This is a genomic window from Leifsonia sp. NPDC056665 (assembly GCF_042791795.1).
In the GTDB taxonomy this organism is placed as follows: Bacteria; Actinomycetota; Actinomycetes; order Actinomycetales; family Microbacteriaceae; genus Leifsonia.
Genome location: NZ_JBHTXK010000015.1, coordinates 43,237 through 63,485, shown reverse-complemented (window position 1 = coordinate 63,485; position 20,249 = coordinate 43,237). Strand labels below are relative to the sequence as shown.

Sequence of the window (20,249 nt, the reverse complement as noted above, 5' to 3'; positions counted from 1 at the left end):
GGCTGAACGCTACTCGCCGGCGTGTTTCGTGCGGGTTACAGCGGCGGCAGACGCACTCCGGATCACGCCTCGATGACGAGCGGGACGATCATCGGACGGCGGCGGTAGCTGGTGTTCACCCAGCGGCCGACCGTGCGGCGGACCACCTGGGAGAGCGCGTGCGAGTCGCGGACGCCGTTGTGCGCCGCGTCGGCGAGCGCCGCCGCGATCTTCGGCTTGACGGCGTCGAACACCGCGTCGTCCTCTGCGAAGCCGCGGGCGTGGATCTCCGGACCCGTGACGATGCGGCCGCTGGCGGCCTCCACCACCACGATGATCGAGATGAAGCCCTCCTCGCCGAGGATCCGGCGGTCCTTGAGGTCGGCGTCCGTGATCTCGCCGACGCTCGAGCCGTCCACGTAGACGAAGCCGAGGTCGAGCTGGCCGACCACGCGGGCGACGCCGTCGCGGAGGTCGATGACCGTGCCGTCCTCGGCGATGATCGTGTTCTTCTCCGGCACGCCTGTGTCCATCGCGAGCCGCGCGTTGGCGACCAGGTGGCGGTACTCGCCGTGCACGGGCATGACGTTGCGCGGCTTCAGGATGTTGTAGCAGTAGAGCAGCTCGCCGGCGGCCGCGTGGCCGGAGACGTGCACCTTGGCGTTGCCCTTGTGCACGACGTTGGCGCCGAGCTTGGTCAGGCCGTCGATGACCCGGTAGACGGCGTTCTCGTTGCCCGGGATGAGGCTGGAGGCCAGGATGACCGTGTCGCCGGGGCCGACCTCGATCTGGTGGTCCAGGTTCGCCATGCGCGCGAGCACCGCCATCGGCTCGCCCTGGGAGCCGGTCGACATGTAGACGATCTCGTCGTCCGGGAGGTCGGCGGCCTTCTTGTAGTCGATGAGCACACCCTCCGGCACCTTGAGGTAGCCGAGCTCGGAGGCGATGGTCATGTTGCGCACCATCGAGCGGCCGAGCAGCGCGACGCGGCGGCCGTTGGCGGCGGCGGCGTCGAGAACCTGCTGCACGCGGTGCACGTGGCTGGAGAAGCTGGCGACGATCACCCGGCGCGGAGCCCGTGCGATCACGTTGTCGAGCACCGGGCCGATGGAGCGTTCGAGCGGCGTGAAGCCCGGCACGTCGGCGTTGGTGGAGTCGGCCATGAACAGGTCGACGCCCTTCTCACCCAGGCGGGCGAAGGCGCGCAGGTCGGTGATCCGGTCGTCCAGCGGGAGCTGGTCCATCTTGAAGTCGCCGGTGTGCAGCACCGTGCCCGCGGGCGTGGTGATGGCGACGGCGAGCGCGTCGGGGATGGAGTGGTTGACCGCGACGAACTCCAGGTCGAACGGGCCGAGCTGCTCGGTGCGGCCCTCCTTGACCGTGAGCGTGTACGGCTGGATACGGTGCTCCTTGAGCTTCGCCTCCACGAGCGCGAGGGTGAGGCCGGAGCCGATCAGCGGGATGTCGGCGCGCAGCTTGAGGAGGTACGGCACAGCGCCGATGTGGTCCTCGTGGCCGTGCGTCAGCACCACGCCGAGGATGTCGTCGAGGCGGTCCCGGACCGGGGTGAAGTCCGGGAGGATCAGGTCGACGCCCGGCTGGTCCTGTTCGGGGAACAGGACGCCGCAGTCGACGATGAGGAGCTTGCCTTCGTACTCGAAGACGGTCATGTTGCGGCCGATCTCGCCGAGACCGCCGGTGGGGATGATTCGGAGCGTTCCCGGTTCGAGTGCCGGGGGCGCGGAGACGAGGTTGGGCATCTGCCCTCCAATGTTCAGGTGTGTACGTGCGTCCGGGCGTCGGGCCCGGGGTGGATCCGGCCGAAGAGCGGCCCTAGCGTGTGGCGCCGGCGATCTTGGGCAGCGCGCCGCCGGCGGCGGCGTTGCGATCGGGGCGGAAGTTGCGGAAGTCGGCTCCCGGGATGTCGCGGACGAGGTCGAGCTCGTCCTCGATCTGGGCGGCCTCCCACTCCTCCGGGCCGACCAGCGGGAGACGGACGCGCGGGCTGGAGATGCGCCCCAATCCGTGCAGGATGTACTTGGCCGCGACGGTGCCGGGGACGTGCGTCATGACGGCGCGGACCAGCGGCTCCAGCTTCTGGTGGGCGGCCGTTGCCGTGGCCAGGTCGCCGGCGTTGACCGCGTCCACGATCTGGCGGTACGGGGTCGCGGTGATGTTGGCCGTGACGCCGATGAGGCCCGTGGCGCCGATCGCCAGGTGCGGGAGGACGTTGGCGTCGTCGCCCGAGAAGTACATCAGGTCGGTCTGGTTGAGCACCCGGCTGACCTCGCTGAAGTCGCCCTTGGCATCCTTGATGGCGAGCACGTTGGGGTGCTTGGCGATGCGCAGGATGGTCTCGTATTTGATCGGGACGCCGGTGCGGCCCGGGATGTCGTAGAGGATGACCGGCAGGTCGGTCGAGTCCGCGATCATACGGAAGTGCGTGAGGATTCCGGCCTGCGTCGGCTTGTTGTAGTACGGCGTGACGATCATGACGCCGTCGGCGCCTGCCTTCTCGCTCTGCTTGTAGAGCTGGATGGCGTGCGCGGTCTCGTTGGAACCGCCGCCGGTGATGATCTTGGCGCGGCCTCCCGCGACCTCCTTGCCCACCTCGACCAGGCGCAGCTTCTCGGCGTCGGTGAGGGTGGAGGTCTCGCCCGTGGTGCCCGTGACGACGATGCCGTCCGCACCCGCGACGATCACGTCATCCATGTGCTTCTCCACGCCGGCCCAGTCGACCTCGCCATCGGCGGTGAAGGGCGTGACCAGGGCGACGAGCACCTGGCCGAAGGGATTAGCGGGAGCAGCCATGAAGTAAAGGCTATCGGGTCGGGCCAGGCGACCGCCTCCCCGCCGGCCGATCTGTGGAGAGGTCGTGCGAGGGCCGGGCCTGTGGAGGACAGGCTGTGGAGGACAGCCGCCGTCATGTTCGTTCACACTGCCTTCAGCCGGCCGCACAGCGCGCGTATCGTCACGCTCACCATGTCCGCACCCTCCGCCCTCCTCGTCCTGCTCGGACTGGTCGCCGTCGCGACGGCCGCCGGCCTCCTCTGGCGCGCCCGCACCGGCCGGGTCCGCTCGACGCGGGCCGACCGCGTGACGGCCGCCGAGGTGGGTGCGGCCGGACTCGGCTCGCGCGCGACGCTCGTCCAGTTCTCCACCGCCTTCTGCGCCCAGTGCCCGTCGACCGCGCGCGTGCTGCACGGCGTCGCGGGCGAGCACGACGGCGTCGAGCACCTGGACGTCGACCTGACCGTCCGTCCAGAGCTCGCCCGCCGGTTCGGTGTGCTGCAGACCCCGACTACCCTGCTGCTCGACGCCCGCGGCACCGTCCGCGGCCGCATCGCCGGGGCCGCACGGCCCGGCGACGTGCGCAGCGCCCTCGACCGCATCCTGACGGAGTGACCATGACCGACGCCCCGAAGACCCCCGCCACCTCCCTGACCACCCAGCCCGGCATCGACCCGCGCTCGCCGCGGTTCGGCGCCGCGATCACGGCCGTCCTGCTGCTGATCGACCTCTTCCTGGCCCTCACCGGCGCGACCGTCGCTGCCGCTGTGCTGCTGCTCCTGATCGCCGCTCTGTTCGCCTGGGGGGCCTTCGCCGGCGTGCGCCGCCATCCGTACGGCGCGCTGTACCGCGTCGCGGTGCGCCCCCGGCTCGCGCCGCCGGCCGAGCTGGAGGACCCGGCTCCGCCGACGTTCGCGCAGGGTGTGGGCCTCGTCGTCACCGGGCTCGGCCTCCTGCTGTTCGTGCTCGGCGTGCCCGCCGCGCTGCCGATCGCCGCCGCGCTCGCGTTCGTCGCGGCCTTCCTGAACGCCGTGTTCGCCTACTGCCTGGGCTGCCAGATCTACCTGCTGCTGGTGCGGGCCGGCATCATCCGCAGGCGCGCGACCGCGGTCTGAGGGCCGAAACCGGGAATCCCCCGGACGGGGGTCGACGCGTCGGACGCCGCCAGTAGTCTGGTCGGACCCGCGGCATTCTGCGGCGGGAACAACAGGAGGTCTCATGGCAGTCACCAGCGAATCCACCACGGTCTGGACCGGCGATCTGAAGTCCGGCTCGGGGACGGTCTCGCTCGACTCGTCGGGAGCGGCGACGCTCCCGGTGAACTGGAAGGCGCGCTCGGAGGGCGGCGCGGAGACCTCCACGCCCGAGGAGCTGCTGGGCGCCGCCCACTCCGCCTGCTTCTCGATGGCGTTCTCGAACGTCCTCGCAGCCTTCGGCACGGCGCCCGAGAGCATCCGCACCACCGCCGCCGTGACCTTCGACCCCGCGGAGGGCATCACCGGCAGCCACCTCCTGGTCGAGGCGACCGTGCCAGGGCTCGGCGAGGAGGACTTCCAGCGCCTCGCCGACGAAGCCAAGCGCACCTGCCCGGTCTCGCGGGCGCTGGTCGGCATCCCGATCACGATCGAAGCCACGCTGGCCTGAGACGATGGCGCCTGAGCCGATGCGGGTGCTCGTGGCCGGCGCGTCCGGCATGATCGGCACCGAGCTCGTCCGCGCGCTGCGGGCGGAGGGCCACGTCGCCCTCCGCCTGGTGCGGCGGGAGCCGGCCGCCGCGGACGAGCGCGCCTGGGCCCCCTCGGCGCGGAGCATCGACCTGCGACTGCTGGACGACGCGGACGCCGTGGTGAACCTCTCCGGGGCCTCCCTCAACCGGCTGCCGTGGACGGCCGCGCACAAGCGCCGCATCCTCGACTCGCGCCTGGCCGCGACGGGCACCCTCGCGGACGGGATGCGCCAGGCAGCGAACCCGCCCGGCGTCTTCGTCAGCGGCGCGGCAGTCGGGTACTACGGCGACCGCCCCGGGCAGACCCTGACCGAGGACTCCGCCAAGGGCACCGGGTTCCTCTCGGGCGTGGTGGACGCCTGGGAGACCGCCGCGCACCTCGCGCCGACCGGGACCCGCGTCGTCACCCTCCGCACCGGCGTCGTCGTCGGGCCCGGCGGCGCGATGGCGCCGTTGCTGCCGCTCGCGAAGCTCGGGCTCCTCGGCCCGATCGCGGGCGGCCGGCAGCACTGGCCCTGGGTGAGCCTGCACGACGAGGCCGCCGCGATCGTCCACCTGCTGACCTCCGGCCTGAGCGGGCCGGTCGATCTCGTCGGGCCGCAGCCCGCCACCGGCGGTGAGGTGCTGCGCGCGCTGGCGAAGGCAGTGCACCGCCCGTACGGCCTCCCGCTGCCGCGGCCGGTCGTGACCCTCGCACTCGGCGAGGCCGGGCGCGAACTGCTGCTCGCGGATCAGCGGGTGCTGCCGCAGCGCCTGCTCGACGACGGGTTCGTGTTCCGGGACACGACCGTGCAGGAGGCGATGGCGCGGCTGGTGGAGCGGGCGGCCTAGCCGGCTGCGCGCTCCTGCGAGCGGTACAGCCCGATCGCCTGCCGCAGCGCCGCGCGCGCCCGGCGGCGGTCGCCGCTCGCGTCGTAGGCGAGCCCGAGCCGGAACCACGCCCGCCAGCTCTCCGGCGACGCCTCCACTTCGGCCTTGAACTGCGGGAACTCCTCGTCGGCGGCGTCGCGCAGCGGACGCCCGGAGGCGCGGCGCGGGAGGTCGTCCACCGGCAGCGTCCCCTCGGCCGCCATCAGCTTGACGAGCTTCTCGGTGCGGAGGCCGAAAAGCAGCTCGCGGATGAGCGCCCACGCCGCGACGAGCCCGATCACGATCAGCGCGACGCTCATCGCGATGCCGACGGCCGACCCGGAGGCGAAGAGCAGCACGGCCCGCTGGAAGACCAGCACGAGGTACACGACGAGCAGCAGCGCCATGAACAGCGCCGAGAGACGGTTGCGCATCGGGAGGCCTACACCTCGCGGACGGTCGGGCGCGGCGGCTCCCCGTCCGGCTCGGAGATGCCGAGGTCGACCAGCTTGTCCAGCCCGACGAGCACGCCGGTGGTCGTGGCGGCGGCGCGCAGCGCGAGCAGGATGCCGGCCTCGTAGGCCTCCTGCCCGTTCGCGTCGTGGCGGATGGTGAGGGTCTCCCCCGCCCCACCGAAGATCACCTGCTGCTGGGCGGAGACGCCGCGCATCCGGAGGCTGTGGATCGGCACGCTGCCGACCTGCTGGCCGCGCGCCCGCTGGTCGGTGTGCGGCGCATCCACCGGGCCGCGCTGCAGCCGGGCGGCCGCGATCAGCTCGGCGGTCCGCACCGCGGTGCCGGAGGGCGAGTCGACCTTGCCCGGGCCGTGCGTCTCGACGATCTCGATCGAGTCGAAGAACCGGGCGGCGACGGTCGCGAAGGCGGTGCCGAGCGCGGAGCCCAGGGAGAAGTTCGGGATGACGACGGCGCCCGCGCCCTCGTGCTCGGCGACCCGGCGCTCCAGGTCCAGGATGCGGTCGGCCGACCAGCCGGAGGTCCCGACCAGCACGTTGAGGCCGTGGTCGACGGCGAAGGCCACGATCCCCGGGCTGACCTGCGGGAGCGTCATGTCCACCAGCACGTCGGCGCCGAGCATCGCGTCGAGCGGGGTGCGGGAGTCGAGTGCGGCCACCAGCTCCAGGTCGTCGGCCGCCTCGATGAGACGGACCGCCACGGATCCGAGCTTGCCGGTCGCCCCGGCAACGGCCACGCGAATAGTCACCCGTCCACCCTACCCGCGCACATTCTGCACGAATGCCGCATAACGCGCCGACGAACGCGACATTCGGCACGAATGCCCGACGGTTACGCTGGGACGATGGTGTCCTTTGCCGATGTCGCCGTCACCGACGCGACCGCCCACCGGATGCTCGCGGACTACTTCGCCGAGCGCGCCGAGACGTTCCCCGCCTCCCAGGGCGCGTACCGCACGACCTTCCCCGACCCGGGCCAGTTCGTCCCGCCGGCCGGCGTCTTCCTGCTGGCGTACGACGACGGGGAGGCCGGCTGCGGCGGCGTCCGCGAGCTGGGCGTCCCGCTGTCGGAGACCGACGACGGCGAGCAGATCGTCCGCTACGAGATCAAGCACCTCTGGGTGGCGCCCACGCACCGCGGTCAGGGCCTGGGCCGCGCCATCCTCGCCGAGCTCGAGCACCGGGCGCGCGGCTTCGGCGCGACCGAGGTGGTGCTGGACACCAATGCGAGCCTGGAGGCCGCCGCCGGCCTCTACCGCTCGCACGGCTACGACAGCATCCAGCCGTACAACGACAACCCGAACGCGACGGACTGGTTCCGCAAGCGGCTCGGCCCGAACGTCACTCCGGCGTGAGCCGCTAGACCGGCTGCAGCTCCGGCAGGCCGGTTCGCAGCTCGACCGGCAGGTGGCCGAGGTCGTTGTGCACCACCAGCACGGGCGGCTTCGCCGAGCGCACCCGGATGATGGTGAGCCCGCAGTTGGCCTGGTTGAGGCCGAGCCAGCGCCAGGCCGGCGCGTCGAACACGTGCCGGACGAACCAGCCGATCACGAAGTTGTGCGTCACCAGCAGGTCGTGCCTGTCGCCCATCGCGGGCGTCAGGAACTCGTTGACGGCGTCGTCCATCTGGGCCCGGCCCGCGTCGATCTCGGCTTCCGTGACGGAGCCGAAGAACGACTCGAACGCCTTGGGCATGTCGGGCGTCGGCCCGGACGGGATGCAGTCGAACAGCAGGCTGGACGGCTCCGGCTCCACCGCGGGCATCCGCTCGGCGATGATCGAGGCGGTCTGCTCCGCGCGCACGAGCGGCGAGTGGTACATGCCGGTCAGCGGCAGGCCGCTCAACCGGTCGGCGATGAGCTGCGCCTGGCGCTTGCCGCGCGGCGAGAGCGGACCGTCAGGCAGGCCGTGCTGGGCGTCCTGCTGCTCGCCGTGACGCACCAGGTAGAGGTAATGGGGCACCGGTAGACCTTTCGAGGTAACGGAAATGGAGGCAGGCGGTCAGGCCACGAGGCCCGCGAAGACGTCATCGTCGACGCCACCCACCGCTGAGATCGAGACCGGGCGGTCGGCCAGGTCACGTGCGAGTTCTTGGACGTCACCGGCGGTGACGAGGTGCAACCGCCGGAGGCTCTCGTCGAGGTCGGCGAACTCCCCCAGGCTGATCTCGGCGCGACCGAGCCGCGACATCCGGGTGTCGGAGTCCTCCAGCGCGAGCGCCGCCCCGCCGGAGAGCTGACCGACCGCGCGGCGGAGCTCGTCCGCCGTCACCCCGCCGTCGGCGAGGCGGTGCAGCTCGGAGAGCATCAGCTCGGCGACCTGCCTGGCCTTCGCCGGGGCGCAGCCGGAGAACAGCCCGAAGACGCCGGCGTCGGAGTAGGAGCCGGAGAACGAGTAGACGGCGTAGGCCAGGCCGCGCTTCTCGCGGACCTCCTGGAACAGCCGGCTCGACATCCCGCCGCCGAGGATGGAGTTGAGCACGCTCATCGTGGTGCGGCGCTCGTCGGTCGCGACGATGCCGGGCATGCCGATGATGAGGTTCGCCTGCTCGATCGGCCGGGAGACGGTCACGACCGAGGCGCCGCGCTCGACGGTCGCCGCCGCGGTCGGACGGCGGTCGACCGGCACGGCCTCCTCGTCGCGGTCCCAGCCCGCGGCGTCGAGCGCGCGCCGCACGCCCGCCACGAGCACGTCGTGGTCGACCGCGCCCGCGGCCGTGACGACCAGGTCGCGCGGCCGGTAGTTGGCCTGGTAGTGGCTCCAGACGGCGTCACGGGTCGCGGCGCGGATGGTGTCCGGACGGCCGCCGATCGGCCGCCCGAGCGGATGGCCGCCGAGCACCGCGGTGAAGAGCCGCTCGTTGGCGACGTCGGCCGGGTCGTCCTCCGCCATCGACAGCTCTTCGAGGATGACCCCGCGCTCGTTCTCGAACTCGGTGGGGTCGAGGACCGACGAGGTGAGCATGTCGCCGATGACCTCCACCGCCATCGGGAGGTCGCGGTCCTGCACCTTGGCGTAGTAGCAGGTGTACTCCTTGGCCGTCATGGCGTTGTGCTCGCCGCCGACCGAGTCGAAGGACACCGCGATGTCGAGGGCGGTGCGCGTGCGCGTGCCCTTGAAGAGGAGGTGCTCGAGGAAGTGCGTGGAGCCGAGGCTGCCCGCCACGTCGGCGGTCTCGTCGCGCGAGCCGACGGCCACCCAGTAGCCGAGGGTCGCGCTGCGCGCGCCGGGAACCTGCTCGCTGAGGATGCGGACGCCGTTCGGCAAGATCGTGCGGCGGACGAGGGCCTCGCCGGAGGCGGCGAATGCGAGGTCGGCCAGACCGAGCGGGAGGTCGACTGCGCTGTTCATCCCCTCCACCCTACGCCAGCGGTCGTTCGAACGCGGAGATTGGGAAATTGAGGACAAACAGACTGGTCTGTCTACCACTATACTGAAGTGACCACCCCGACCGGTCGTCCCCCCTCGGACCGGTCGGGGGGTTCTCATGGCTGAGCGGAGGCCGAGCCTCCCGGAGAGAGGAGACGACCAGATGGTCATCAGTGCCCGCGCCACCATCCGGCCGCCCGCACCGTCGAAGATCAAGATCCTCGCGACCGCTGACGAACTCTTCTACCAGGAGGGCATCCACACGGTCGGCGTCGACCGCATCATCGCGGGCGCCCGGGTGACGAAGGCGACCTTCTACAAGCACTTCCGCTCCAAGGACCTCCTGATCATCGCCTACGTCGAGGGCAGGGACCGCCAGGTGCGCGACTGGTTCGCCGAGAAGGAGGCGGAGCTGTCCGACCCGACGGCGATCGCCCGCGCCCTCGTGGACTCCATCAACTCCGATGCGGTGCGCCCCGGCTTCCGCGGCGACCCGTTCATCAACGCCGCCGCGCAGTTCGCCGATGAGACCCACCCGGTGCGTGTCGCCGTGACCGTGCACAGGGACTGGTACGCCAAGCACATCGAGGAGCTGTTCCGTCAGATCGGTCACCCGCGGCCGGGCGACGCGGCGGACGACCTCATCCTCGCGCGCGACGGCGCCCTGGCCGGCGGCTACGTGGGCGACCCGATCGCGGCGGGCGCGGCCCTGCACCGCGCGCTGGACCACATCCTCTCCGAGTCGTAGGCCGCGGCCAGCGGAGGACATCGGGCGCGACACGCTGCCCGATGTCGGCTAGCGGAGGAGATCCGGCCGGGGCCGGGGCGGGAGTCCTCCGTTAGCTACGAACGAGCGGAGCGGATCAGGGCGGGATCGGGACGGAGGCCCCCGTTGCCTGCGGGCTAGCGGAGGAGATCCGGCCGGGATCGGGGCGGAAGCCCTCCGTTGCCAACGCGGCGAACGGAGGAGATCCGGGCGGAGCTGCGGGCGGAAGTCCTCCGTTGACTGCGCGACGGGCGGAGCTGCGGGCGGGAGTCCTCCGTTGGCGACGGGGGGTTGGAGACGTTACTCGGAGACGCGGTCGAGGTCGAGCATCTGGGCCCGGGTGAGGCGGATGCCGGCGGCGGCCATCAGGCCGTCGACCTGCTCGGGGCGGCTGGCGCTCGCCACCGGGGCCACGATGGTGCGCTTTGCCAGCAGCCACGCGATCGCGACGCTCGCCGCGGAGACGCCGTGCTCGGCGGCGATGCGGTCGAGCACCGCCAGGACGCGCATGCCCTTGCGGTTGACGTACGCCGAGGCGCGCACGCTGCGCGCGTCGGCGCTCAGGTCGGACTTCGAGCGGTACTTGCCGGTGAGGAAGCCGTTGGCCAGCGCGTAGTACGGCATCACAGCGAGTCCCTGGGCGGCCGCGACGATGCGCAGGGCGCTCTCGAACTCGGCGCGGTGCATGAGGTTGTACTGGGTCTGGATGGCGACGAACTTCGGCAGGCCGGCCGACGCCAGCACGCGCGCCTCGATGAGGCGGTCCGCGCTGAAGTTGGACGCGCCGAGGTAGCGGACCTTGCCCGTCTCGACGAGCCACTCCGCCGTCGCCAGGCTGTCCTCCAGCGGCACCTCCGGGTCGTCGTCGTGGAAGTACAGCAGGTCGATGTGGTCGCTCTGCAGGCGCTCGAGGGAGGCCTCCACGGCGCGCACGATGCTCACCGAGCCGAGGCCCTGGTTCTCATGGTGGCGGCCGACCTTGGTCGCGACGACCAGGCCGTCGCGGTTGCGGCGCTCGTGCATCCACTTGCCGATGAGGACCTCGCTGCGACCGCCGACGTAGCTGTCGGCGGTGTCGATGAAGTCGCCGCCGCGCGAGGCGAAGCGGTCGAGGATCGCCAGGGAGGTGTCGCCGTCGGCCGTCCAGCCGAAGACGCTGGCGCCGAGCGACAGCGGGTACACCGCGAGGTCGCTCTCGCCGATGCGGCGCGGGGCGATGATCGAGAGCGGGCCGGTGCGCTCCAGGCCGCTGTCGATGTCGAGGGGGCCGCCGGTGTCGGTGGACGGCTCGGAGAAGGTCATGGCCGGTGCCGCGGGCGCAGCGGGCCGCTCCGAGGTCGTCGCAGGCCGCACGGGCGCGGGAACCGACATGCCGTCAGCGCCCGACGCGACCGCGGCGGCGGGGGTGCGGAGGCCGACGCTCTCGAGCAGGCGCAAGGGAAGGAGCTGTGGCATCTCGTCCCCCTTCCAGTCGTTCGAGCGGGTGTTCACGCAGGCGACCGATTCGTGGCTCGAATCGATTCGAGGGTGCTCTTCTCTGGAACGTTAAGGGCAGAGTACGGCATGCCGCCGACACGGCACGACCAAACCGGTGAACGGCGTAAAAATCGTTCATCACGGTTTCATCACAACGTGCTGGTCGCCCTCCGGAGCACCGATCGGGCGTGCGAGAGCACCGGTCCGTCGACCATCTTGCCGTTGTGACGGAACACTCCCCCGCCCGCCGCCCTGGCCGCCTCCAGCAGCTCGACGGCCTCCGCCACCTGGGCCTCGTCCGGCCGGTACGCGGCGCGCACAGTGTCCACCTGCGAGGGGTGGATGCACGCGGTCGCGGCGAATCCGACGGCGACCGCGTCCTCGGCCTCCGCGGCGAGCCCGTCGAGGTCGGCGATGTCGAGGTGCACCGTATCGACGGCCGGTTTCCCGGCGGCTCCGGCGGCGAGCAGGACCGCGGAGCGCGCGTGCACGGCGACGTCGCGGTACCTGCCGTCGGCGTGCCGGCTGGAGGTCCCGCCGAGGGAGGCGACCAGGTCCTCCGCGCCCCACATCAACGCGATGACCTCCTCCGCCGCAGCGAGCTCGGCCGCCGCGAGGACGCCGGCCGCGGTCTCGCACAGGGCGATCACACGCAGCCCGGCGAGCGCACGCAGGTCGGCCGCGCGCTCGGCCTTCGGCAGCATCACGGCCGTGTACGGCGTGAGCGAGAGGGCCGCGAGGTCGGCGGCCTGGTCCTCGGTGCCGGCCGGATTGACCCGCACGATCACCCGCGCAGGGTCGAGGTCGGAGGCGGCGAGCGCCTCCCTGGCGGCCGGCCGGCGTGCAGGGTCGACGGCGTCCTCAAGGTCGAGGATGACCGCGTCCGACCGCTCCAGCGCCTTGGCGTACCGGTCGGGCCGGTCGGCCGGGCAGAACAGCAGCGCGGGACCCCACGGGAACGTCGTCATACGTCGGCCGTCCCGAGGTGCGCGTCGCGGCACCACACCATCACCTGCCGGATCGCCGTGGCGACGACGACGCCGTCCTGGTTGCGGCCGGTGTGCTCCAGCGTCACGATCCCCTGGCCGGGGCGGGAGGCCGACAGCCGCTTGCCCGTCACCGTCGTCTCCGAGTAGAGCGTGTCGCCGTGGTACAGCGGGTGCGGGAAGGAGACCTCCGAGAAGCCGAGGTTGGCGACGATCGTGCCCTGCGTGAGCTGGGCGACCGACGCGCCGACGATCGTCGCGAGCGTCCACATCGAGTTCATCAGCCGCGTGCCGAACGGCTGCCGCGCCGACCACGCGGCGTCCAGGTGCAGCGCCTGCGTGTTCATGGTCAGCGTGGTGAAGAGGACGTTGTCGGCCTCTGTCACCGTGCGGCCGGGGCGGTGCAGGTAGCGGGTCTCCAGCTCGAACTCCTCGTAGTAGAGGCCGCGCTGCTCGATCTCTTTCATGATGCCGCCTCCAGCTCCACCGCGAGCGGCGCGCCCGTCGCGGCCACGACCTCCTCGACCGTGACGCCCGGCGCGGTCTCGCGCAGCACGAGCCCGTCCGGCGTCACGTCGATCACGGCGAGGTCGGTGATGATGCGGTCGACGCAGCCGGTGCCCGTGAGCGGGAGGGAGCACTCGGCGAGGATCTTGGGCCGGCCCTCCTTGTCGACGTGCTCCATCATCACGATCAGCCGCTTGGCGCCGAAGACGAGGTCCATCGCGCCACCCATGCCCTTGACCATCTTGCCGGGGATCATCCAGTTGGCCAGGTCGCCGGTCGCCGAGACCTCCATCGCGCCGAGCACGGCGACGTCGACGTGGCCGCCGCGGACCATCCCGAACGACAGCGACGAGTCGAAGTAAGCCGCGCCGCGCTTGACGGTCACCGTCTCCTTGCCCGCGTTGATCAGGTCAGGATCCACGTCGGCGTCGGCCGGGTACGGGCCGACCCCGAGCACGCCGTTCTCGGAGTGCAGGATGACTTCAACGCCCTCCGGGATGTAATTCGGGATGAGCGTCGGCATGCCGATGCCGAGGTTGACGTACTGGCCGTTCTCCAGCTCCAGCGCCACGCGGGCGGCGAGCTCGGTGCGGGTGAGGCTCATCGGGCGCTTCCTTCCTGTGCGGCTGGCGTGGCGACCGTGCGCCGTTCGATCCGCTTCTCCACGTCGGGCGCGTGCACGACGCGCTGGACGAAGATCCCGGGCAGGTGCACCTCCCCCGGTGCGAGCTCGCCCGGCTCGACCAGCTCCTCCACCTCGGCGATGGTGATGCCGCCGGCCATCGCGGCGAGCGGGTTGAAGTTCATCGCGGCGGCGTGGAACACGAGGTTGCCGTGCCGGTCGCCCTTGGCCGCGTGCACGAGCGCGAATTCGGGGCGCAGCGAGCGCTCCAGCACATAGGAGGCGCCGTCGAACTCGCGCACCTCCTTCGGCTCGCTCGCGACCGCGACCGACCCGTCGTCGTTGTAGCGCCGAGGGAGGCCGCCGAGCGCGATCTGCGTGCCGACGCCGGCCGGCGTGTAGAACGCCGGGATGCCCGCGCCGCCCGCCCGCAGCTTCTCTGCGAGCGTGCCCTGCGGGGTCAGCTCCACCTCCAGCTCGCCGGAGAGGAACTGCCGCGCGAACTCCTTGTTCTCGCCGACGTACGAGCTGATCATCTTGCGGATGCGACGCTGGGCGAGCAGGAGGCCGAGCCCCCAGTCGTCCACGCCGCAGTTGTTGCTGACCACCTCCAGGTCGGTCGTCCCGGCCTCCAGCAGCGCCTGGATGAGCGCGCTCGGGATGCCGCACAGCCCGAAGCCGCCGACCGCCAGGGACGCGCCGCTCGGGATGTCCGCGACGGCCTCCGCCGCGCTCCCCACCGTCTTGTCGATCATCCGTTCTCCTGTCTACGCCGCCGAGAAGGCGGAAAGTGCTCCGAAATCCGTCGAGTGGTCAGATTGTCCGCCGTCTCGGCGGGACCGGCTAGGCCTCGAAGCCGAGGGCGCGGGAGATGATCATGAGCTGGACCTCGCTGGTGCCCTCGCCGATCTCCAGGATCTTCGAGTCGCGGTAGTGGCGGGCCACGGGGTTCTCGTTCATGAAGCCGTAGCCGCCGAAGATCTGGGTCGCGTCGCGGGCGTTGTCCATCGCGGCCTCGCTGCCGACGAGCTTGGCGATGGAGGCCTCCATCTTGAAGGGGACGCCCGCCATCAGCTTGAACGCGGCGTCGTAGTACGCGAGGCGAGCCGCGTGCACCCGGGCCTGCATCCGCGCGATCTTGAAGGCGATGTACTGGTTCGAGCCGATCGACCGGCCGAAGACGTTGCGCGACTTCGCGTAGCGCACCGCCTCCTCCAGGCAGCCCTGCGCTGCGCCCGTGCAGAGGGCGGCGAAGGCGACCCGGCCCTCGTCGAGGGTCTGGAGGAAGTTGGCGTAGCCGCGGCCGCGCTCGCCGAGGAGGTTGGCCTCCGGGACGTGCACGTCGGTGAGCGTCAGCGGGTGGGTGTCGGAGGTGTGCCAGCCGACCTTGTCGTAGACCGGCTCCGCGACGAAGCCGGGCGTTCCGGTCGGGACGATGATCGCCGAGAGCTCCTTCTTGATCGAGCCGTCCGCGCGCCGCTCCTCGCCGGTCACGGCGGTGATGGTGACGAGCTTGGTGATCTCCGAGCCGGAGTTGGTGATGAACTGCTTGGTGCCGTTCAGGACCCACTCGCCGTCGCGCAGGATCGCCGTGGTCTTCGTGCCACCGGCGTCCGAGCCGGCGTCGGCCTCGGTCAGGCCGAACCCGGCGAGCGCCTCGCCGCGGGCCAGCATCGGCAGCCACTGCTGCTTCTGCTCCTCCGTGCCGCCGCGGAAGATCGGCATCGCGCCGAGGCCGACGCCGGCCTCCAGTGTCACGCCGATGGACTGGTCCACCCGGCCGAGCTGCTCGACCGCGAGGCAGAGCGAGAGGTAGTCCTTGCCCTGGCCGCCGTACTCGACAGGGAACGGGAGGCCGAACAGGCCCATCCGGCCCATCTCGGCGATGATGTCGTACGGGAGGCTGCGCTTGGTGTCGTACTCGTACGCGGCGGGCGCGACGACGGTGTCGGCGAAGTCGCGGACCTGGTCTCGGAGCCGGCGCTGCTCGTCGGTGAGCTCGAAGCCGGCGACGTCGAGGTCGGCCGGGCGTGGCATCTGCATGGTCATCGGAGATTCCTGTCTGTTGTGGTGACGGTCGCTGCCGCGGCGTGCTCGCCGTGGGAGGTGGCGGCCGATTCTGTCGGCTCTGGGGTGTCCGCCGGGGTCGGCGGGACGTTCGGTGTGGTGGACGCGTTCGGTGTGGTGGACGCGTTCGGTGTGGTGGACGCGTTCGGTGTGGTGGAGGCGTCGTCCGGTTCCGGCGCGTCCACGACGGCCACGAGCTGGTCGAGCTTCACGAGGTCGCCGGGCGCGACCTTCACGGTCACGGTGCCGGCGATGGGGGCGAGGAGGCGGTGCTCCATCTTCATGGCCTCCACGACCGCGACGGTGTCGCCGGCCGCGACCTCCGCGCCGGAGACGATCGGCACGGCCACGACGGTGCCGGGCATCGGCGAGCGGACCTCGGGATGCGCGGTCGCCTCGCCGCGCTCGCGGGCGGCGAGCGCAGCGGCCAGCCGCTCGGCGGGCGTGCGCAGCCGCAGGGCGCGCGAGCGTCCCCCGTGCGCGAGCCAGACGGTGCCGCCGTCGCGGGCCGTGTCGAAGCGGGTGACCACGCCGTCGAGATCGAGCACGACGGAGTCCGGCTCGCCGGCCGCTCCGGGCTGCACCGCGATCCGTGCGGTGTGCTCGCGGAGCTCGCCGTCGGGCCCGGCGAGGGTCACGCGGTCGCCGTCCACCGGCACGGTGGTCGCGTCCACGTCGTAGCGGACGGGCCGCGCCGAGCCGAGCCGCCAGCCGGTGGGCGCGCCCCACAGCGCGCCGACGCCGCCCGGCGTCACGGTCTCCCGCTGCAGGTGCGCCAGCAACGCCGCCGCCGCGAGCTCGGTTGCGGAGGCCGGAACCGGCTCCAGAGCGGAGAAGCGCCGGTCGATGAGCGTGGTGTCCATGCTGCCCGCGCGGACGTCCTCGTCGGCCAGGAGGTCGCGCACCCAGGCGATGTTGGTCACGAGGCCCAGCACCGCCGTGCCGGCGAGGGCACGGTCGAGCCGGGCGAACGCGCCCGCACGGTCGGGCGCCCAGGCGATGACCTTCGCGAGCATCGGGTCGTAGTCGGTGACCACGCGCGTGCCGGCCACGAGGCCGCTGTCGACGCGGACGCCCTCGCCGGTCGGCTCGCGCAGCGCGAGCACCGCGCCGTCGCCCGGCAGGAAGTCCCGCTCCGGGTTCTCCGCGTACACGCGCGCCTCGACGGCGTGGCCGGAGAGCCGGATGTCGTCCTGCACGAAGCCCAGCGGCTCCCCCGCGGCGACGCGGAGCTGCCACTCCACCAGGTCAACGCCCGTCACCAGCTCGGTGACCGGGTGCTCGACCTGCAGGCGGGTGTTCATCTCCATGAAGAAGAACTCGTCAGGGCGCTCGGCGGAGACCAGGAACTCGACGGTCCCGGCGCCGACGTAGCCGACGCTCGCCGCGACCCGGCAGGCGGCCTCGCCGATCCGGGAGCGCGTCGCCGCGTCGAGCAGGGGAGACGGCGCCTCCTCGACCACCTTCTGGTGGCGGCGCTGCAGGGAGCACTCGCGCTCGCCGAGGTGGACCACCGCGCCGTGCCGGTCGGCGATGATCTGCACCTCGATGTGCCGCGGCGACTCCACCAGCCGCTCCAGGAAGAGGGTGTCGTCGCCGAAGGCCGCGGCCGCGACGCGACGGGCCGCGCGCAGCGCCTCGGGGAGGTCGGCGGCGACGTGCACCGCCTGCATCCCCTTGCCGCCGCCGCCCGCGGAGGGCTTGACCAGCACGGGATAGCCGATGCGCTCGGCCGCCGCGACGAGATCGTCGTCGCCGAGGCCGGGCTCCGCGATGCCGGGGATGGTCGGCACGCCCGAGCGGCCGACCTCCTGCTTGGCCGAGATCTTGTCGCCCATGACCTCCAACGCGTGCACGCCGGGGCCGACGAACACGATGCCGGCGGCCTCGCAGGCGTCGGCGAGCGCGGCGTTCTCGGAGAGGAAGCCGTAGCCGGGGTGCACCGCAGCGGCGCCCGTGCGGCGCGCGGCGTCGACGATGGCCTCGACGGAGAGGTAGCTCTCGCGCGCGGGCGCCGGCCCGATGCGGACCGCCGTGTCCGCGAGCCGGACGTGCGGGGCGTCGCGGTCGGCGTCGCTGAAGACGGCCACCGAGCGGATGCCGAGGCGGCGCAGCGTGCGGATGACGCGGCAGGCGATCTCGCCGCGGTTCGCCACGAGAACGGACTCGAACGGAATGGAGGAGTAGTCGGTCATCGTCGTCACATCCGGAAGAGGCCGAAGGCCGTGTCGGGCAGCGGGGCGCGGGAGCAGACGTCGAGCGCCAGTCCCAGCACGGTGCGGGTGTCTGCGGGGTCGATCACGCCGTCGTCCCACAGCCGGGCGGTGGAGTAGTAGGGGTTGCCCTGGTCCTCGTACTGGGCGGTGATCGGCGCCCGGAAGGCCGCCTCGTCCTCGGCGCTCCACTCCTCGCCACGGGCGTCGAGCTGGTCGCGCTTGACGGTGGCGAGCACGCTGGCCGCCTGCTGTCCGCCCATGACGGAGATGCGGGAGGCCGGCCACATCCAGAGGAACCGGGGTGAGTAGGCCCGCCCGCACATCGAGTAGTTGCCCGCGCCGAAGGAACCGCCGATCACGACCGTGAGCTTGGGCACCCGGGTGGTGGCGACCGCGGTCACCATCTTGGCGCCGTTCTTGGCGATGCCGCCGGCCTCGTAGTCGCGGCCGACCATGAAGCCGGAGATGTTCTGGAGGAAGACCAGCGGGATCCCGCGCTGGTCGCACAGCTCGATGAAGTGCGCGCCCTTGAGCGCGGACTCGCTGAACAGCACCCCATTGTTGGCGACGATCCCGACCGGGTGGCCGTGGATGTGGGCGAAGCCGGTCACCAGCGTGGTGCCGTAGTCCGGCTTGAACTCGCTGAACTCCCCCGCGTCCACCAGCCGGGAGATGACCTCGTGCACGTCGTAGGGCGCCTGCACGTCGACGGGGACGACGCCGTAGAGCTCCTCCTGGTCGGCGATGGCGGCGCGGGTGGCCAGCACCTCCCACGCCGGCGCGGCGGGCTTCGGGAGGGTCGCCACGATCTCGCGGACGATCCCGAGCGCGTGGTCGTCGTCCTCCGCCAGGTGGTCGACCACGCCGGAGGTGCGGGCGTGGAGGTCGCCACCGCCGAGCTCCTCGGCCGTCACGATCTCGCCGATCGCGGCCTTCACAAGCGGAGGACCGCCGAGGAAGATGGTGCCCTGGTTGCGGACGATGACCGTCTCGTCGCTCATGGCCGGGACGTACGCGCCGCCGGCCGTGCACGAGCCGAGCACCGCGGCGATCTGCGGGATCTTCGCCGCCGAGAGCCTGGACTGGTTGTAGAAGATGCGGCCGAAGTGGTCGCGGTCGGGGAAGACCTCGTCCTGCATCGGCAGGAAGGCGCCGCCCGAGTCGACCAAGTAGACGCACGGGAGGCGGTTCTCCAGCGCGATCTCCTGCGCGCGCAGATGCTTCTTGACGGTCATCGGGTAGTAGGTGCCGCCCTTCACCGTCGCGTCGTTGCAGACGATCATCACGTGGCGGCCCTCGACGAGGCCGATGCCGGCGATGACGCCCGCGGCCGGGCTCTCGTCGCCGTACATCCCGGTCGCGGCCAGCGGGGCGATCTCCAGGAACGGGCTGCCCTCGTCGAGCAGCGCGTCGATGCGGTCGCGCGGCAGCAGCTTGCCGCGGGCGACGTGGCGCTCGCGGGCGCGTTCAGGGCCGCCGGCCGCGGCGACGGCGAGGCGCTCGCGGAGGTCGGCCACCAGCGCGCGCTGGGCGGCGGCGTTCCCCGCCGGCGCGCTCGCGCCTGCGGTCGTGCTCTGGTCGGGCATCGTGCTCAGGGCAGGCATCGTGCTCCCGTGTCCTCATCGACATGAGTTAGTGGTCACTAACTCGAATTTAGGTTAGTGTTCATTAACCCGAATGTCCAGCCCGCACCTGGGAGTCCTAGAGAGATGACCGAGACCGTCCCGGCCGACCCGCTCGCGCGGCCGACCCAGCGCAGTCAAGCGAAGGCCGATCGGCGCGCGGCGCTGCTGGAGGCCGCGGCAGGCAAGTTCGCCGAGCGCGGCTTCAACGGCGTCTCGATCGAAGACCTGGGCGCCGCCGCCGGCGTCAGCGGCCCGGCCGTCTACCGGCACTTCTCGTCCAAGCAGGCCGTGCTCGCCGCCCTCCTGGTCGGCGTCAGCGAGACCCTCCTCGACGGCGGCGCCGCGGTCGAGCGGGAGGCCGCCGACCCCGCAGGCGCGTTGCGCGGGCTGATCGCGTTCCACGTCGACTTCGCGCTGACCGAGGCGGACACCATCCGCGTGCAGGACCGCGACCTCGACGCCCTCGCCCCGGAGGACCGCCGCGCGGTGCGCACCCTGCAGCGCCGCTACATCGAGCTGTGGATGCGCGTGCTCGGCGAGCTGCACCCGTCGCTCGCCGCCGACGAGCTGCGCGTGCGCGTGCAGGCGACCTTCGGGCTGATCAACTCCACACCCCACTCCGCGCGCGCCGGCGCCGCGCACACGACCGACGCCTCGGTGCGCCCGGTGCTCGAACGGATGGCCTGGGCGGCGCTGACCTCGCGCTGACACCGCGCTGGCCTCCCCTGACCTCCGGCCCGCCCGAACCGACTCTTCGGTACGACACCGGCGTGGGCTAGAGTCCGAACACGCGCCGGG

Annotated in this window: 21 protein-coding genes; 7 read left to right on the top strand and 14 right to left on the bottom strand. The window is 71.9% G+C overall.

The window, feature by feature from the left end; genetic code table 11:
* Positions 1-62: 62 nt before the first annotated feature.
* Together ACFQ9V_RS14375 and dapA are read right to left on the bottom strand one after the other, a co-directional pair.
* Positions 63-1,739, bottom strand: coding sequence for a ribonuclease J (locus tag ACFQ9V_RS14375; RefSeq protein WP_382459810.1), 1,677 nt, complete (start codon positions 1,737-1,739; stop codon positions 63-65).
* Between the two features lie 73 nt (positions 1,740-1,812).
* Complete coding sequence (gene dapA, locus ACFQ9V_RS14370; RefSeq protein WP_345834610.1) at positions 1,813-2,790, bottom strand: 4-hydroxy-tetrahydrodipicolinate synthase; 978 nt, start codon at positions 2,788-2,790, stop codon at positions 1,813-1,815.
* Between the two features lie 171 nt (positions 2,791-2,961).
* Between dapA and ACFQ9V_RS14365 the strand changes: the two genes are divergently transcribed.
* The 4 genes from ACFQ9V_RS14365 (at position 2,962) to ACFQ9V_RS14350 (ending at position 5,326) form a co-directional block, all read left to right on the top strand.
* Complete coding sequence (locus tag ACFQ9V_RS14365) at positions 2,962-3,384, top strand: thioredoxin family protein (RefSeq protein ID WP_382459809.1); 423 nt, start codon at positions 2,962-2,964, stop codon at positions 3,382-3,384.
* Positions 3,385-3,386: 2 nt separating this feature from the next.
* Positions 3,387-3,884 (top strand): DUF4395 family protein, encoded by a 498-nt coding sequence (locus ACFQ9V_RS14360; RefSeq protein ID WP_382459808.1) that lies wholly within the window; start codon positions 3,387-3,389, stop codon positions 3,882-3,884.
* Between the two features lie 103 nt (positions 3,885-3,987).
* The gene (locus ACFQ9V_RS14355) at positions 3,988-4,413 is read left to right on the top strand and encodes an OsmC family peroxiredoxin (protein WP_382459807.1); all 426 of its coding nucleotides are present in this window, start codon (positions 3,988-3,990) and stop codon (positions 4,411-4,413) included.
* 4 nt (positions 4,414-4,417) lie between these two features.
* Positions 4,418-5,326: a TIGR01777 family oxidoreductase gene (locus tag ACFQ9V_RS14350; protein WP_382459806.1), complete on the top strand. Its 909-nt coding sequence runs from the start codon at positions 4,418-4,420 to the stop codon at positions 5,324-5,326.
* On the opposite strand, the gene ACFQ9V_RS14345 is transcribed toward ACFQ9V_RS14350, so the two are convergent.
* Positions 5,323-5,778, bottom strand: a complete 456-nt coding sequence (locus tag ACFQ9V_RS14345) for a hypothetical protein (protein WP_382459805.1) — start codon at positions 5,776-5,778, stop codon at positions 5,323-5,325. The two genes, ACFQ9V_RS14350 and ACFQ9V_RS14345, sit on opposite strands and share 4 nt — an antisense overlap.
* An 8-nt stretch (positions 5,779-5,786) precedes the next feature.
* Positions 5,787-6,566 (bottom strand): 4-hydroxy-tetrahydrodipicolinate reductase, encoded by a 780-nt coding sequence (gene dapB, locus ACFQ9V_RS14340; protein WP_382459804.1) that lies wholly within the window; start codon positions 6,564-6,566, stop codon positions 5,787-5,789.
* Positions 6,567-6,662: 96 nt separating this feature from the next.
* On the opposite strand from dapB, the gene ACFQ9V_RS14335 reads away from it, so the two are divergent.
* On the top strand, positions 6,663-7,172 hold the full coding sequence (locus tag ACFQ9V_RS14335) for a GNAT family N-acetyltransferase (RefSeq protein ID WP_382459803.1): 510 nt from the start codon (positions 6,663-6,665) through the stop codon (positions 7,170-7,172).
* A gap of 4 nt (positions 7,173-7,176) precedes the next feature.
* On the opposite strand, the gene ACFQ9V_RS14330 is transcribed toward ACFQ9V_RS14335, so the two are convergent.
* Together ACFQ9V_RS14330 and ACFQ9V_RS14325 are read right to left on the bottom strand one after the other, a co-directional pair.
* Positions 7,177-7,779 (bottom strand): histidine phosphatase family protein, encoded by a 603-nt coding sequence (locus ACFQ9V_RS14330; protein ID WP_370054075.1) that lies wholly within the window; start codon positions 7,777-7,779, stop codon positions 7,177-7,179.
* Positions 7,780-7,818: 39 nt separating this feature from the next.
* Positions 7,819-9,168, bottom strand: coding sequence for a M16 family metallopeptidase (locus tag ACFQ9V_RS14325; RefSeq protein ID WP_382459802.1), 1,350 nt, complete (start codon positions 9,166-9,168; stop codon positions 7,819-7,821).
* 181 nt (positions 9,169-9,349) lie between these two features.
* On the opposite strand from ACFQ9V_RS14325, the gene ACFQ9V_RS14320 reads away from it, so the two are divergent.
* On the top strand, positions 9,350-9,934 hold the full coding sequence (locus ACFQ9V_RS14320) for a TetR/AcrR family transcriptional regulator (protein WP_382459801.1): 585 nt from the start codon (positions 9,350-9,352) through the stop codon (positions 9,932-9,934).
* A gap of 318 nt (positions 9,935-10,252) precedes the next feature.
* Here the strand turns inward: ACFQ9V_RS14320 and ACFQ9V_RS14315 are convergent, their stop codons facing one another.
* The 8 genes from ACFQ9V_RS14315 to ACFQ9V_RS14280 form a co-directional block, all read right to left on the bottom strand.
* A complete protein-coding gene (locus ACFQ9V_RS14315) occupies positions 10,253-11,407 on the bottom strand; it encodes an aldo/keto reductase (RefSeq protein ID WP_382459800.1) in 1,155 nt (384 codons plus the stop codon).
* Positions 11,408-11,577: 170 nt separating this feature from the next.
* Complete coding sequence (locus ACFQ9V_RS14310; RefSeq protein WP_382459799.1) at positions 11,578-12,396, bottom strand: HpcH/HpaI aldolase/citrate lyase family protein; 819 nt, start codon at positions 12,394-12,396, stop codon at positions 11,578-11,580.
* Positions 12,393-12,881 (bottom strand): MaoC family dehydratase, encoded by a 489-nt coding sequence (locus ACFQ9V_RS14305; RefSeq protein ID WP_382459798.1) that lies wholly within the window; start codon positions 12,879-12,881, stop codon positions 12,393-12,395. Before ACFQ9V_RS14305 ends, ACFQ9V_RS14310 begins: the two co-directional genes overlap by 4 nt.
* Positions 12,878-13,525 carry a CoA transferase subunit B gene (locus ACFQ9V_RS14300; protein ID WP_370054081.1) on the bottom strand — a complete coding sequence of 216 codons (648 nt, stop codon included), beginning with the start codon at positions 13,523-13,525 and terminating at the stop codon, positions 12,878-12,880. Before ACFQ9V_RS14300 ends, ACFQ9V_RS14305 begins: the two co-directional genes overlap by 4 nt.
* Positions 13,522-14,298, bottom strand: a complete 777-nt coding sequence (locus ACFQ9V_RS14295) for a CoA transferase subunit A (protein ID WP_382459797.1) — start codon at positions 14,296-14,298, stop codon at positions 13,522-13,524. The genes ACFQ9V_RS14300 and ACFQ9V_RS14295 overlap by 4 nt, the downstream gene beginning before the upstream one ends.
* Positions 14,299-14,386: 88 nt before the next feature.
* Positions 14,387-15,592, bottom strand: a complete 1,206-nt coding sequence (locus ACFQ9V_RS14290; RefSeq protein ID WP_382459796.1) for an acyl-CoA dehydrogenase family protein — start codon at positions 15,590-15,592, stop codon at positions 14,387-14,389.
* A complete protein-coding gene (locus tag ACFQ9V_RS14285; RefSeq protein ID WP_382459795.1) occupies positions 15,589-17,805 on the bottom strand; it encodes a biotin carboxylase N-terminal domain-containing protein in 2,217 nt (738 codons plus the stop codon). The genes ACFQ9V_RS14290 and ACFQ9V_RS14285 overlap by 4 nt, the downstream gene beginning before the upstream one ends.
* A gap of 5 nt (positions 17,806-17,810) precedes the next feature.
* Entirely contained in the window at positions 17,811-19,412 is a 1,602-nt protein-coding gene (locus ACFQ9V_RS14280) for a carboxyl transferase domain-containing protein (RefSeq protein WP_382459845.1), read from the bottom strand.
* 123 nt (positions 19,413-19,535) lie between these two features.
* Here ACFQ9V_RS14280 and ACFQ9V_RS14275 point away from each other — a divergent pair, with 123 nt between their 5' ends.
* A complete protein-coding gene (locus ACFQ9V_RS14275) occupies positions 19,536-20,159 on the top strand; it encodes a TetR/AcrR family transcriptional regulator (RefSeq protein ID WP_382459794.1) in 624 nt (207 codons plus the stop codon).
* The last annotated feature ends 90 nt before the right edge of the window (positions 20,160-20,249 follow it).

What these genes read in the sequence shown, in the direction of transcription:
- ACFQ9V_RS14375 (WP_382459810.1), bottom strand. Translation starts at nt 1,739, where the DNA reads ATGCCCAACCTCGTCTCCGCGCCCCCGGCACTCGAACCGGGAACGCTC.
- dapA (WP_345834610.1), bottom strand. Translation starts at nt 2,790, where the DNA reads ATGGCTGCTCCCGCTAATCCCTTCGGCCAGGTGCTCGTCGCCCTGGTC.
- ACFQ9V_RS14365 (WP_382459809.1), top strand. Translation starts at nt 2,962, where the DNA reads ATGTCCGCACCCTCCGCCCTCCTCGTCCTGCTCGGACTGGTCGCCGTC.
- ACFQ9V_RS14360 (WP_382459808.1), top strand. Translation starts at nt 3,387, where the DNA reads ATGACCGACGCCCCGAAGACCCCCGCCACCTCCCTGACCACCCAGCCC.
- ACFQ9V_RS14355 (WP_382459807.1), top strand. Translation starts at nt 3,988, where the DNA reads ATGGCAGTCACCAGCGAATCCACCACGGTCTGGACCGGCGATCTGAAG.
- ACFQ9V_RS14350 (WP_382459806.1), top strand. Translation starts at nt 4,418, where the DNA reads ATGGCGCCTGAGCCGATGCGGGTGCTCGTGGCCGGCGCGTCCGGCATG.
- ACFQ9V_RS14345 (WP_382459805.1), bottom strand. Translation starts at nt 5,778, where the DNA reads ATGCGCAACCGTCTCTCGGCGCTGTTCATGGCGCTGCTGCTCGTCGTG.
- ACFQ9V_RS14335 (WP_382459803.1), top strand. Translation starts at nt 6,663, where the DNA reads ATGGTGTCCTTTGCCGATGTCGCCGTCACCGACGCGACCGCCCACCGG.
- ACFQ9V_RS14325 (WP_382459802.1), bottom strand. Translation starts at nt 9,168, where the DNA reads ATGAACAGCGCAGTCGACCTCCCGCTCGGTCTGGCCGACCTCGCATTC.
- ACFQ9V_RS14320 (WP_382459801.1), top strand. Translation starts at nt 9,350, where the DNA reads ATGGTCATCAGTGCCCGCGCCACCATCCGGCCGCCCGCACCGTCGAAG.
- ACFQ9V_RS14315 (WP_382459800.1), bottom strand. Translation starts at nt 11,407, where the DNA reads ATGCCACAGCTCCTTCCCTTGCGCCTGCTCGAGAGCGTCGGCCTCCGC.
- ACFQ9V_RS14310 (WP_382459799.1), bottom strand. Translation starts at nt 12,396, where the DNA reads ATGACGACGTTCCCGTGGGGTCCCGCGCTGCTGTTCTGCCCGGCCGAC.
- ACFQ9V_RS14305 (WP_382459798.1), bottom strand. Translation starts at nt 12,881, where the DNA reads ATGAAAGAGATCGAGCAGCGCGGCCTCTACTACGAGGAGTTCGAGCTG.
- ACFQ9V_RS14300 (WP_370054081.1), bottom strand. Translation starts at nt 13,525, where the DNA reads ATGAGCCTCACCCGCACCGAGCTCGCCGCCCGCGTGGCGCTGGAGCTG.
- ACFQ9V_RS14295 (WP_382459797.1), bottom strand. Translation starts at nt 14,298, where the DNA reads ATGATCGACAAGACGGTGGGGAGCGCGGCGGAGGCCGTCGCGGACATC.
- ACFQ9V_RS14290 (WP_382459796.1), bottom strand. Translation starts at nt 15,592, where the DNA reads ATGACCATGCAGATGCCACGCCCGGCCGACCTCGACGTCGCCGGCTTC.
- ACFQ9V_RS14285 (WP_382459795.1), bottom strand. Translation starts at nt 17,805, where the DNA reads ATGACCGACTACTCCTCCATTCCGTTCGAGTCCGTTCTCGTGGCGAAC.
- ACFQ9V_RS14280 (WP_382459845.1), bottom strand. Translation starts at nt 19,412, where the DNA reads ATGCCCGACCAGAGCACGACCGCAGGCGCGAGCGCGCCGGCGGGGAAC.
- ACFQ9V_RS14275 (WP_382459794.1), top strand. Translation starts at nt 19,536, where the DNA reads ATGACCGAGACCGTCCCGGCCGACCCGCTCGCGCGGCCGACCCAGCGC.